The organism is Subtercola boreus, assembly GCF_003399635.1.
Taxonomy (GTDB): Bacteria; Actinomycetota; Actinomycetes; order Actinomycetales; family Microbacteriaceae; genus Subtercola; species Subtercola boreus_B.
Map to the genome: position 1 here is coordinate 1 of NZ_NBXB01000041.1, position 12703 is coordinate 12703.

Here is a 12703-nt window from a genome sequence, read left to right on the forward strand (position 1 = left end):
AGACCATGAACGACCCAACCACCGCGATCGAGGAGGTGACAACACTGCCCGAACTCATCGCCGCCTAAGCTTCAACCACTGACCTCAACCGGCAAAGCGAAAGCACACCACTCGAGGGGACGTCACCACGGATTGTCCCACCATCGCTGCTTCACTACGGAGCGCTTCGTTTCGACCCGAGGGCGCGTGCTGGAACTTTACGAGAGGCGTCGGCCGGCTGACACAGCAGCCCCAGGCTGATGCCGTAGATTATATGAGCCGCGACTATCGTCCAGGCGCGACCTGGACGGTCGCGATGCGCTGGTGGTAGAACGCCGACGAGCGGCAACCAGCCTTCGTAGCTCACCGCCCACACGAGAAGACCGTAGCCGAACCCACTGCAGGCATTTACTCGGCCAGAGCGCCGGAGTGCGTAAGCAAAAGCTGCGTACCCTGCACCTCCCGCAGCTCCGTACGCGAAGTGGCCGAGCAGAGCCGTCCGGTCAGCAGTATTCGTTCTCGAGGTTGGGAAAAAATGGTCCACAATGATCTGTGGTGGTTTTCGATCGATGAGCCGCATCCTGTCGGCAGCGATGAACACCGTGCTCATCGCCGCCGTGGCTAAAACACCAGCTGTTGTTCCCCCCACCAGGACGCGACGCACGAAGACGTGTTGGCACATGCGCCTAGTGTGTCAGAAGTCGCTCGGCGCGACTCTGTTCCGAATCAGTCAGATCTGCCGAGCTTGCTGAGGAAGCCTGCCACCGGCCGCTGCTGTTCGCCCTGCTGCGCGGCGAGAACGATCAGGACCGTCGTCAGCGCAGGGGTGACCCACTGGTAGCACCGTTCAGTCCAACGGCGCCCATCAGGGTACCTCTGAACCAGGCGGCGAGGCCCACATCGTGCAGGCTACGAACAAATGTGTTGCGTTCAGATATGCGAATTCCTCTCAAGGGTGAACTCTCAACTATCCGCACTACCCGGACCGGTGTGCACTTCACTGCGGTCGCAGAAGCACTCGGCGTGACCGCGAAAAAGCGAATGTGGGGTTTTGTGGGGTCTGGAGAGGTCCTGAATTGGAAGAGCCCCCCAGATCCTCGTAAGCACGGGGAACTGGAGGGCTTTCCGATGGCGGTACCGGTGGGATTTGAACCCACGGTGCTCTTTCAAGCACACATGTTTTCGAGACATGTACCTTCGGCCGCTCGGACACGGTACCGGGGAATACCTTACGGCACCCCGCAGCAGGGCGCCAATCCGGGCGCCATGCGCTACTCCTCGCCAGCCTTCCGGGCATCGCCCGCCTGCTCCATCGCCTCCGCGTGCCGGGTCTTGCCCTCGGCGATCAGCTCGTCGTGGCCGCGCGCGACCCCGACCGCTTCGGTCAGCCGGCCGTTGACGGCGGCGACAGCATCCGGAATCGACACCGGAGTCAGTGCATCCGCGATGCCGTCGACCGACGTGTCGTACACACGGATGCTGTTCGAGTCCTTCAGCGGCGTGTCGCTGGTCGCCTGCTCGGCGTGTTGACGCGGGCGTACGTGTCGCAGTCTGGCGTGGAGACACGACTGACCTCGACCTGGGTGCGGGATGCCTTGTCTCAGGCTAAACCACACGCTCTGTTGACACGGAATGAGCGCGCGGGTATCGTCGCAAGGCTGTGTCGGACGGGCACACATCGAGCGAGAACCATCGGAACGGAGCAGGCCATGCGCGGCTACCAGCAGCAGTCCACGCTTCGCTCCGACCTGCCCGCAAACGGGCGGCCCCTCCCCCTCGATCCCCGCTCCCTCGATCCCCTCGACGCTCCGTAGAGAAACACTCTGCACAGGGCTCCGACCATCGAGGTCGGGGCCCTTTTCTGCGTTGCGGGCCTTTCCGTAGCGCCGGCGCGTCGAAACCTGAAGAAACGAAAGAAAGAAAGGTCATGAAGAAGATCACCGAACGCCTGCTGTCGTGGGCGAGCATCCTCGAGGAGAACACTCTCGAGCAGGCCCGCACCTCATCGCGCATGCCCTTCATCTACCCGCACCTCGCCCTGATGCCCGACGCCCACCTCGGGCTGGGCGCCACGGTCGGTTCGGTCATCCCGACGCTCGGCGCGGTCATGCCCGCGGCGGTCGGCGTCGACATCGGTTGCGGCATGATCGCGGTGAAGACGCAGTTCACGGCTCTGGATGTCGCGGCCCGCGTCGCCGGCGGCACCCCGCTCAGCGACCTGCGCGAACAGATCGAGCGCGCCATCCCGCTCTCGGCCGGAGGCCGGAACAACAAGATCGTCGCGACGGCTGCGCCCCGCGTCGCCGAGCTCGAGGCCCTGGCCGTCGAGGCCGGTTTCGACCCGGCGACGCGCGCGAAGGCGTGGGCGCTGCAGCTCGGCACGCTCGGCAGCGGCAACCACTTCATCGAGGTGTCGCTCGACGAGAACGATCAGGTCTGGCTGTTCCTGCACTCGGGCAGCCGCGGGGTCGGCAACCGCATCGCCCAGCACCACATCAAGGTCGCGCAGGCGCTCATGACAAAATGGTGGATCCCGCTCGCCGACCGCGACCTCGCCTACCTGGTGGAGGGAACGCCGGAGTTCGACCGTTACATCGCCGAGCTCCGCTGGGCCCAGCACTTCGCCCTGCTGAACCGTGAGGAGATGATGGACAGGGTCATCCGCCAGCTCGGCGACTTCATGGGCGCTGCGGTCGAAGACGTGGAACGCATCAACTGCCACCACAACTTCACGCAGAAGGAGACTCACTTCGGAAAGAGCGTGTGGCTGTCGCGGAAGGGCGCGATCTCGGCGCGGGCCGGGCAGGCGGGACTCATCCCGGGGTCGATGGGCACGGCGTCGTACGTGGTCGCCGGGCGCGGCAATGTGCTTGCGCTCGAGTCGTCGCCGCACGGCGCGGGGCGGTCGCACTCCCGGAGTGCGGCGCGGCGCGAGTTCACGCACGAGCAGTCGCGGGAGGCGATGGTCGGGATCGAGTTCCGCGACACGGCGGCGTTCATCGACGAGATCCCGGCGGCGTACAAGCCGATCGACCAGGTGATGGCCGATGCCGCCGACCTGGTCGAGGTGCGTCACATGCTGCGGCAGATCCTGAACGTGAAGGGCGACTGAGGCGCGCCCCGGTGCCGGGGTGGCCTGGACCGGCCGGCGCCGCTTCATTCCCGATCGGGAGGAGCTCAGACGATGTGCGCCGAAGAGCGCGGCATACTCGCTGAGCTCCTCCCGAACGGGTAGCAATACGCTGGGTGGATGCCGTTCACCGAACTCGAAGGGCACCCCGGGGCATCCGTGGTGCTGCTGCACGCCCACCCCGACGACGAGACTCTCGCAACCGGGGGTCTCATGGCACGCCTCGCGGCGGATGGATATCGCGTGGTGCTCCTCACCGGAACCCGAGGCGAGCAGGGCGAGGTCGTGCCCGGGCCGCTCAAGCCGCTGGAGGGCACGCGGGAGCTTGCGGCGGTGCGCGTCGCGGAACTCGCCGCCGCGATGCGCGCGCTCGGGGTCGACGACCACCGTTTCCTCGGCGCCGTCGCCGGTGCAAGAGCGGAGGCCGGTGCCGGAGCGGGAGCCGATGCCCGGGCAGGAGCAAGAGCGAAAGCGGGAGCATCTGCCGAGGCATCCGGCGCACGGGCTGCCGGACTGGACCCGCGCGTATATGCCGATTCGGGCATGCAGTGGGGGCCCGACGGCACGGCCATCGCGGCCGACGACGCTCCGGTTGACGCGCTGGGCCTGGCACCACTCGACGAGATCGTCGAAGACGCCCTTGTGGTCGTGCGGGATGTCGCCCCGCGCCTCTTGGTCAGTTACGACGAGCGTGGCGGGTACGGGCATCCGGACCACGTGCGGATGCACGACGCGGCCGTCACCGTATCGAGGTTGACGGGCATCCCTCTCTATACCGTCGTCGCTGATTGGAAGGGTGACGCACCCGCGGCCCCGGGCGACGTGGTCGTGCCACTCGGCGAACATCGCGCCGCCACATTCGCCGCACTGGCCGCCCACGCCACCCAGCTCACTGTCGACGGCGGCGACATCATCCTCTCCGGTGGGCAGCGTCATACCGTTGCCGACGTCGAGGTGTTCAGGCGTTTCGATGGCGTCGGCCCGGTCGATTCCGATCGGGTCACGGCACCCTGATTTCCGTCGATCACAAGGGGTCGAGTGTTAGGCTCGCCTTACCAGGACTCGTAGAAACGTGCTCGGTCTTCAGAAGAAAGGCACATTCACCCACATGAGCTTCATCACCTCACCCGCCTTTGCGGAAAAGGGTTACGTCATCCTCGACTCCTACGACCAGGTCGGCGACCCGAAAGAGTGGCTCGACCTCGAATTCGTGGACTGGAAATCGTCGGGCGTCACCCGTTTCGCCCCCCTCGCAAGCGCGTTCGGCGAGATGGAGTGCAACGGATTCTGGAACCACACGCCGCCCCGCACCGACAAAGACGGCGTCTGGGTGCAGGCGAACGTGGATGTCGCGCCCATTCTGAAGGCCCGCGCAGAGGAGCCCGGAGCGAACATCGGCCGCTGCCGCGTCATCGAACTGCAGCCGAACGACTACACGAATGCCATCTACAACCTGCATCAGGACGACAACAACCGGCTGAACCCCGAGGGCACTGGTTGGATCGTGCGTGGCTTCTTCAACCTGTCGGATGATCCGTCATCGGTGCTGATCCTGCGCGAAGACCGTTTCAATCCCGATACCGAGGTGCGCATCCCGCTCCCCGCCGGCGCGCAGGTCATCGTCGACACCCAGCGGTTCTGGCACGCCGTCTGGCAGGTCGGCCCCGAGCCGCGTTACTGCCTGATCACCTCGTGGGAGTCGGGCCCTGAGCTCGACGCCTACATCGAGAAGTACCACGGTGCCTCGAACAACGTGAACCCTCCGCTGGATGCGCACGTCATCGAGGATGCCCAGGCCGAAGTGCGCCGCCGCCTCGCGGAACGCTCCGCCACCCTGGCCTCCCAGGGCAAGAAGCTCGCCGACCCGGTCGACCCCGAGGCGTAGCTCGTCCCTGTCTGAAACGGTTCTGGATGCTCGCCTCCTCCACAGGGGGCGAGCATCCGTGTTTCTCCACAGCTTTCGCCGCGGCTCCCGCGGGTGTCGGTGGCCGAGCCTAGGGTGGAAGCATGCCCACCAAGCCCCTCAGCAACTTCAAGTGCACCGAGTGCGGGTGGACGACCCTGCGCTGGGCCGGCCGCTGCGGTGAATGCCAGGCGTGGGGCACGGTCGTCTCTGCGGCCGAGTCCACGGGACTCCAGGGCCAGGTGCGGGCCGCCAACATCGACGAGGCGAGCATCGCCCGGCCGATCACCGAGATCGAGACCGACGCCGCGATGCACTGGGCGACGGGCATCACCGAGTTCGACCGCGTGCTCGGCGGCGGCCTGGTGCCGGGGGTGGCGATTCTGCTCTCCGGCGAGCCGGGGGTCGGCAAGTCGACGCTGCTTTTGGAGGTCGCGGCGCGGGCAGCGCAGGAACACCTGCGGGTGCTCTATGTCAGCGCCGAGGAGTCCGTCGGGCAGATCAAGATGCGGGCCGAGCGAACCCGATCCCTCTCCCCCACCCTCATGCTCGCCGCCGAGACCGACCTCGCAACGATCCTCGGGCAGATCGACGCCGTGATGCCGCACCTCGTGATCGTCGACTCCGTGCAGACGGTGAGCAGCTCACAGATCGAAGGCGCCGCCGGCGGGCCGACACAGGTACGGGCCGTGGCGTCGGCGCTCATCCGCGTGGCGAAGGAGCGATCGCTGCCGGTGCTGCTCGTCGGGCACGTCACGAAAGACGGCTCCATTGCCGGGCCCCGCGTGCTCGAACACCTCGTCGACGTCGTCTGCCAGTTCGAGGGAGACCGCCAGACGTCGCTGCGTTTCGTGCGCACCCTGAAGAACCGGTTCGGGCCGACCGACGAGGTGGGCTGCTTCGAGATGACCGGGGAGGGCATCCGCGAGGTGCCGGATCCGAGCGGGCTGTTTCTCAGCCGGGGCGCCGAGGCAGTGAGCGGCACCTGCGTCACCGTGGCGCTCGAGGGGCGCCGCGCCCTGCCCGTCGAGGTGCAGGCGCTCGTGGTCGCCACGACCGCGCCGAACCCGAGGCGGGTGACGAACGGGGTCGACTCCTCGCGTGTCTCGATGCTGCTGGCGGTGCTGGAGCGACGGCTGAAGGTGAAGCTCTCCGACAAAGACGTGTACGTCTCGACCGTCGGCGGGGTGAAGCTTACCGAGCCGTCGGCCGACCTCGCGATCGCCCTCGCCATCGCGTCGGCGAACAACGACAGGGCGCTCCCCCACAACTTCGTGGCCTTCGGCGAGATCAGCCTCGCCGGTGAAGTGCGCCCCGTGACATCCAGCGACCTGCGGGCCACGGAGGCGCGTCGCCTCGGTTTCACGAAGATCCTCGGGCCCGGCCAGACGGGCATCCGCCAGGCCTTCGTCTCGGCCTTCGAGACGGCTTAGGGGCTCGCCACTTCGCGCACGCGCACTGCCCCCACTTCCCCCGCAGACCGCCCGCGCACGCGCGCGCTGCCCTCACCGCCCCCGCAGACCGCGCTCGCCACGCCCCACCCCTCCTCGGTACATTCCGCACCCCGCGCCACCCACCCCGCGCATTCCGCGCCCCGCGCCTCCCACGGCATCGCGAAGGGACGCAAATCGTTCCAAAAGCAGCGCGGTCCTACGTTTTGGGGCCCTTCGGCATGGGCAGAGTCGCGGAGACCACCCCGCAGCAGCCCTGAGAACTTCGAAGGACGCAAAATGCTCCACAGCTGCAGGTTTGGAGCACTTTGCGTCCTTTTCGGGGCCCCGAGCGCGCCACGCGCCTGCCAGTCACACGTGCGGCACGAACGCCTGCCACGCAACCCGCCGCGAGGCCCGCGGATCGCGCTCGACCCGATCCGAAGCGTCGATCACGAGGGTCCGCCGCGACCGTTCATCGTAGAGCGGCCACTCGATCACGTTGGTCGCCACACCTCGGCTCGCGCCCGGCAACCACGCGCCGAACCCCGCCCGCGCACCGCCCCCGTCCGATGCCAGCACAGCACCCCGATCATCCACATCCGAGGCCCGCACAGCACCCCGAACATCCACACCTCCCAGAGGTGCACCACCCCGAACCCCTGCCTCCCCGGCCGGCCCACGAACCCCTCCGACCGACCCCGTGTACGCGAAGCGCACCCAGTACTCACGCATCCGTGCCCCCGCAGCCAGGAACGACCGACGCCCGCCGAGCAGCGTCATCGTGCGCCCGAACGCCCCGCCCATCCGGTCGAACAGCGCAAACAGTTCGAGCCCGTGGGTCGCATCGAATCCCGCCAGCCGCACCAGCCGCGGCGCAATGTCGAACCGGTAGAAGTACACCGGGGCGTACCGCGCATGCCGCTCCGCCACCTTCACCGTCGGATACCAGAACGCGAAATCCCCACCGAAGTCCGCGGCAGCCCGCCGCACCGGCAGGCCCGGATACTCGGCCTTGATCGCCTTCCGCGCCTTCTTCTTCGTGTTCGCGAAGATCGCCCGGATGCGCTTGGGCGTCGTCGCCAGAATGTCGAGCCTGCCGCTGAACAGCGATCCCTCGCGGTCGTTGGTGCCGATGATCAGCGGCACCGGATGCGCGCGCCCTGCCTTGAACGCGTCGAGCGGGCGCTCGGGCAGGAAGTCGCCGTCGATCACCGGGCACAGCGCGATCGTGCCCGGGTGCAGGTCGGGCGCAGTCGTCGTCAGGGCATCCGAGGCCCGAACGAGGTCCCGCCAGTCGGCCGTCACCAACAGCTCGCCGGCATCCTCGGCGCTGGTGTTCTCGACACTGTCGTTCGCGACCCGCGCGCTCAGCAGCTCCACGAACTCCGAGGCCCACAGCCGCGTCTGGGACGGCGGATATACAGCGTTCGTGGGTGAGCTCTGCGCGATGGCGCGCGCGAAGAGTCCGGATGCCCGGGGCACCGTCATCAGTGTCGTCACTGCATTGGCGCCGGCCGACTCCCCGAACAGCGTGACTCGGCCCGGGTCGCCTCCGAAGGCACGGATGTTCGCCGCCACCCATTCGAGCGCAGCGACGCAGTCCTTGAGCCCCAGGTTGTTCTCGATCGTGCGCTCTGGCGTGGAGTACTCGGTGAAGTCGAGGAATCCCAAGGCACCGAGACGGTAGTTGAAGCTCACGTAGACGACGTTTCCCTGCCGCACGAGAGTGTCGCCGTTGTGCGGCACCTCCGCCGACGATCCCACGCTGTACGCGCCGCCGTGGATGAACATCATCACCGGCAGCAGGGGTTCCGGATGCCCGGATCCGCCGGCCTCGGGCATCCGCACGCCATCCGCCCCACCCTGCGGTGCCATTCGTGTTCCCCGCCCGACCGGCCTCACCACGTTCAGGGTCAGGCAGTCCTCGCTCATCGCCGCATTCTTCGCGGCACCGATGAAGTTGCCCTCGCGGGACTGCGGGGCGACCGCCCCGAAACCGCGCGCATCGCGCACCCCGAACCAGGGCTCAGGCGCGCGCGGTGCCCGAAATCGCAGCTCCCCCACCGGTGCCCGTGCATAAGGCAGCCCGCGCCACGTCTCGACCCCGTGCTCCCGGATGCCGCGGGCGACACCCTGCGCAGTCGTGACCTCGAGCGCGCCCGGAGTGCGGGCACCCGAACCCTCGCGTTCGCGGCCGGGGCGCGATCTCGGCTGGCGCAGTGTGGGCATGCTGCGATGCTAACCCGGCGAGGTGAACGCCTGCTGCAGCCGCCGGACGGGTCCGTTCCGCTGCGGATCGCAGGGAACGCCATACCGACATCGGCCGAACGTCAGGACCGGACACGAACGGCAGGATTCGAGCATCCAATACAGCCCTTCGACTGGCGCGATCCTCCCCTTCCTTTCATGTCTAGTGCGCTCTTGCGTGACTTGCCTAGGGCGATCTAGTCTCCTACTGTGAAAAGTCGCGATCTTGACAAAAGAATCAGACAGCTCGCCAAGACCGCTGGCGCGAGTGTGCTGTTCGACAATGGAGGAAAGCACGACGTGTTCACGGTCAACGGAACCCTGGTCGTCGTCCCGAGACACAGTGAGATCGGCGAGATGCTCGCTCGCACCATCATCAAGCAAGTAATGGAGGCAGCGAAATGACCGACTTCACGGCGCGTGTGGTGCGCGACGGCAAATTCTGGTTCATCACCGTCGATGGCGTCGACGGCGCAACGCAGGCCCGAACCGTTCGCGAGATCGAGCCCATGGCGCGCGACTACATCTCGATCATGCTGGGCCTTCCTGAGTCAGAGATCATGCTCGCAACGCATATCCAGCTCCCCGCGGGCGCCCAGGCCCACCTCGACCGAATGGCAGCCCTGCGACGGGAATCGGCACGCGCCCAGACGGAGGCGGCCGAGGAGTCCCGGAGTGCCGCCCGAGAACTGAAGGCATCCGGGCTGACAACGCGGGAGGTCGGCAGTCTCATGGGCGTCTCTCACCAGCGCGCGCACCAGCTGCTCTCGGCCTGACTCACGACCAGAGCCGGGCTTGCCTAACGTCAGTAGAGGATGAACTGCGCCGTCGCCGCCGAGGCGATGCCGTCCACCGAGACGGTGAGGTGGTACGAGGCGCCGCCTGCGGGAACCGCTGCCTGGGTGCCCGCACACGTCGACGGCGACGAGCGCACCCTGTTCCAGGCGAAGGGCGTCGACGTCACGACCACGCCCGGCTCGAGCATGGCGGGGGTGTCGGAGGGGGCGCTCTGGCAGTCGGTCGACACCCAGTACGTCTCGGTGCCGCTGGTGATCGTGTAGACCTGCTTCGACGTGCCGGCGTTTATTGTGCAGGCCGTGGATCCGGTGTTGACGATGCTGAACGAGAGCTGGGGCCCTGAGCCAGCGGCATAGTTGCTCGCGTCGGTGATAGCGGTGACCGTGATGTTTCCGGCGGCGCAGGCGGCCGAACCGTCGGCGGCGGCGCCCGCTGCAGCGCCGGTCGATGACGGATCGGCAGGTGATCCTGTGGACGCGACATCCGGAGCCCCCGCGGTGCCCGTTGCGGCCGCAGCGCCGTTCGGAACGGCAGACTGCTGGTTGCCCACCGGCGTCGTACCTCCACCGGAACCCGGCTTCAGGATGACCAGCAGCACGACCACGACCACGACGACCACGACGAGAATCCCCAGCAGCAGAACGGCCCGCCGTCTGCGGTAGACCTTCGGCGAGTGTCGACGGGGCGGCGGTGTGGTCATGGGGAAAGGGTACCTGCCACGTCTGACAGGCTCCGCGACATCGCTGGCGTGCCCGCGAAAGAGCCCTACCCGACCGCGTTCGCGGCGGCGAGCCTCGTCACCGCGATGCGGGCCCGCGAGGCAGAGGTCGCCTTCAGCGCTGCGCGCGCGAGCGCCTCGGCCTCCGCTGTGGTGTGCCGGGCGAGTTCGGCCCGCACGTCGGCGATGGCCGCCGGCGTCATCGAGAGGGAGGTGACGCCGAGCCCGACGAGCACGACGGCGAGCAGGGGATCCGCGGCGGCCTCGCCGCACACGCCGACCGGCTTTCCGGCGTCCAGACCGGCCCGCCCGAGCATCCCGACGAGGCGGAGCACCGCCGGATGCCACGGATCCTGCAGGTTCGCGACGGAGCCGAGCAGGCGGTCGGCGGCGAGGGTGTACTGGGTGAGGTCGTTCGTTCCGATGCTGACGAAGTCGGCCGTCTCGAAGATCTGGTCGGCGACGAGCGCAGACGAGGGAACCTCGGCCATCACGCCGGCGACCTGGATGCCGAGCTCCCGGGCGACGGTGGTGAAGTACTCGGAGTCGTCGGCATCGGCGACCATCGGCGCCATCACCCAGAGGTCGACGCGACCGGCGCCGGGCGCACCCGCGGCCGCGCCGGCACCCGCCGCGCGACCAGCGCCACCGTCCGCCGCGCCGCTCCCGTGGCGCCCCGCGCCGAGCACCCCGGCACCGTTCACCGCCTCCTCAGCACGCGCGAGCGCCGTCAGCTGGTCGATCAGGATCTGTTCGCTCGCCCGCAGCGCACGAATCCCCCGGAGCCCGAGCGCCGGGTTCTCCTCCGGTGCGTCGTTCAGGAAGCTGAGCGGCTTGTCGGCGCCCGCATCGAGCACGCGTACGACCACCTTCTTGCCGACGAAAGCGCGAAGCATCCGCTGGTATTCGACGAACTGTTCGTCGACCGTCGGCGCGACGCTCGCGTCGAGAAAGAGGAACTCCGTGCGGAACAGCCCGACGCCCTCCGCGCCGGCGGCCAGCGCCTCGGCAGCGCCGTCGGCCGAGCCGAGGTTCGCGAGCAGCGGGATGGCCGTGCCGTCGGCGAGCGCGCCGGGTGTCAGGGGGGCCGCGGCGAGGCTCGCGCGTTCGGCGAGGCGCTGGCGGGCATCCTGGACGTCGCCGTCGGAGGGTGACGTGTCGACGGTGCCGGCCGCAGCATCCAGAACCACGAACGTGCCGTCGACGATGTTCTCGGCTCCCTCGACCCCCACGATGGCAGGAATCGACTTCGACCTAGCCAGGATCGCAGTGTGCGAGGTCGGCCCGCCCTCGCGCGTGATCAGCCCGAGAACCTTCCCGAGGTCGAGCAGCGCCGTGTCGGCGGGGGCGAGGTCGTGGGCGACGAGGATGAACGGCGCGTCGGACTCGGGGATGCCCGGCGCCGGCACCCCACGGAGATGCGCGATCACGCGGCGGGAGACATCGTCGAGGTCGGTCGCGCGCTCGGCCATGTAACCGCCCATCTGAACGAGCAGGTCGCGAAACCCGGCGTACGCCTCGAACACCGCGCGCTCGGCGGTCCTGCCGTCGCCGAGCCGGGCCTCAATGTCCTCGACGATGGTGGGGTCGGCGGCCATCAGGGCCTGGGCGTTCAGAACGTCCTGCGCCTGGCCACCGGCCTTCTCGCCACGCGCCTCGAGGTCGGCTGAGACAGCGGCCAAGGCGGCCTGCACTCGCGCGGAAGCCTCGGGCTGCGGCTCTGTGGCGACCTCGTCGATCGGCTCGGCGAGAGGTTCGGGCATCCGCAGTGTCGGGCCCACAGCAACCGACCGACCGACTCCGACACCGTTCAACACCATCGTGATCTCCTTCGACCGGCAGGCAGTGCTGCGTCCGTCGTCTCCAGAGTAGTGCTGTGGATGATCTGGCGGCCCGCTCCGCACCTCTGCACGTTCCGGCGCCCATCCGCAACCCTCTCGGCTCCGTGAATATCCGAACCTAGGCTCGAACACGACACAACACGAACGTGAACGTGAACTCGAAAGGCGGACCCATGTCACAGGAATCCAACATCGAAGCCCAGCAGAAGTTCGGCGAAGCGGTGAACAGCCGCGACTTCGCCGCCTTCGACGAACTCGTCGCGGCGGATTGCGTCGACAACGATCCGGCACCCGGCCAGGTCGCCGGCCCCGAAGGCTACAAGACGTTCTTCGGCGAACTCGCCACGGCTTTCCCCGACTTCGCGCTGGAGGTCGAGCGGCTCGTCGCAAACGACACCGATGTGTCATTCGCCTACACAGCGACGGGCACCCACCAGGGGCCGCTGATGGGTCACGAGGCGACCGGACGGAAGGTGACGTTCCGGGGGCTGCAGATCAGCCGGTTCGAGGGCGGCAAGATGGTCGAACGCTGGGGAAGCAGCGACCAGCTTGGGCTGCTGCAACAGCTCGGTCTCGCGTAGAGCTGCTCCGCCCCTCAGAGCGCGTGCCTGACAAATTCTCAGCTTACGAGGTCGGGAGCATCTAGACTGTTCC

12 protein-coding genes and 1 tRNA gene are annotated in these 12703 nt (G+C 67.9%); 7 read left to right on the forward strand and 6 right to left on the reverse strand.

Translation table 11 applies throughout. From position 1 onward, the window contains the following. Positions 1–154: 154 nt before the first annotated feature. From B7R22_RS20305 to B7R22_RS15005, 3 genes are all read right to left on the reverse strand, one after another. Complete coding sequence (locus B7R22_RS20305; RefSeq protein WP_367379199.1) at positions 155–661, reverse strand: DUF6789 family protein; 507 nt, start codon at positions 659–661, stop codon at positions 155–157. Between the two features lie 447 nt (positions 662–1108). Further along, a tRNA-Ser gene (locus B7R22_RS15000) sits at positions 1109–1198 on the reverse strand. A gap of 52 nt (positions 1199–1250) precedes the next feature. Then, on the reverse strand, positions 1251–1451 hold the full coding sequence (locus B7R22_RS15005) for a hypothetical protein (RefSeq protein WP_116412516.1): 201 nt from the start codon (positions 1449–1451) through the stop codon (positions 1251–1253). 455 nt (positions 1452–1906) lie between these two features. On the opposite strand from B7R22_RS15005, the gene B7R22_RS15010 reads away from it, so the two are divergent. The 4 genes from B7R22_RS15010 to radA all read left to right on the forward strand — a co-directional run bounded on the left by B7R22_RS15010 (position 1907) and on the right by radA (position 6445). Further along, positions 1907–3091 (forward strand): RtcB family protein, encoded by a 1185-nt coding sequence (locus B7R22_RS15010; RefSeq protein ID WP_116412517.1) that lies wholly within the window; start codon positions 1907–1909, stop codon positions 3089–3091. A gap of 138 nt (positions 3092–3229) precedes the next feature. Next, a complete protein-coding gene (locus B7R22_RS15015; RefSeq protein WP_116412518.1) occupies positions 3230–4123 on the forward strand; it encodes a PIG-L family deacetylase in 894 nt (297 codons plus the stop codon). Positions 4124–4217: 94 nt separating this feature from the next. Next, entirely contained in the window at positions 4218–4994 is a 777-nt protein-coding gene (locus B7R22_RS15020) for a hypothetical protein (RefSeq protein ID WP_116412657.1), read from the forward strand. A gap of 122 nt (positions 4995–5116) precedes the next feature. Continuing rightward, entirely contained in the window at positions 5117–6445 is a 1329-nt protein-coding gene (gene radA / locus B7R22_RS15025; RefSeq protein WP_116412519.1) for a DNA repair protein RadA, read from the forward strand. Positions 6446–6814: 369 nt separating this feature from the next. Here radA and B7R22_RS15030 read toward each other — a convergent pair whose 3' ends face one another. After that, entirely contained in the window at positions 6815–8674 is a 1860-nt protein-coding gene (locus B7R22_RS15030) for a carboxylesterase/lipase family protein (RefSeq protein WP_116412520.1), read from the reverse strand. Between the two features lie 228 nt (positions 8675–8902). Here B7R22_RS15030 and B7R22_RS18870 point away from each other — a divergent pair, with 228 nt between their 5' ends. Continuing rightward, the gene (locus tag B7R22_RS18870) at positions 8903–9097 is read left to right on the forward strand and encodes a hypothetical protein (RefSeq protein WP_147305412.1); all 195 of its coding nucleotides are present in this window, start codon (positions 8903–8905) and stop codon (positions 9095–9097) included. Next, entirely contained in the window at positions 9094–9468 is a 375-nt protein-coding gene (locus tag B7R22_RS15035; protein ID WP_116412521.1) for a hypothetical protein, read from the forward strand. Before B7R22_RS18870 ends, B7R22_RS15035 begins: the two co-directional genes overlap by 4 nt. Before the next feature lie 29 nt (positions 9469–9497). On the opposite strand, the gene B7R22_RS15040 is transcribed toward B7R22_RS15035, so the two are convergent. Together B7R22_RS15040 and B7R22_RS15045 are read right to left on the reverse strand one after the other, a co-directional pair. After that, positions 9498–10190, reverse strand: coding sequence for a hypothetical protein (locus B7R22_RS15040; protein ID WP_116412522.1), 693 nt, complete (start codon positions 10188–10190; stop codon positions 9498–9500). A gap of 65 nt (positions 10191–10255) precedes the next feature. Continuing rightward, positions 10256–12028, reverse strand: coding sequence for a phosphoenolpyruvate--protein phosphotransferase (locus B7R22_RS15045; RefSeq protein WP_116412523.1), 1773 nt, complete (start codon positions 12026–12028; stop codon positions 10256–10258). 194 nt (positions 12029–12222) lie between these two features. Between B7R22_RS15045 and B7R22_RS15050 the strand changes: the two genes are divergently transcribed. Further along, complete coding sequence (locus B7R22_RS15050) at positions 12223–12630, forward strand: ester cyclase (protein WP_116412524.1); 408 nt, start codon at positions 12223–12225, stop codon at positions 12628–12630. The last annotated feature ends 73 nt before the right edge of the window (positions 12631–12703 follow it).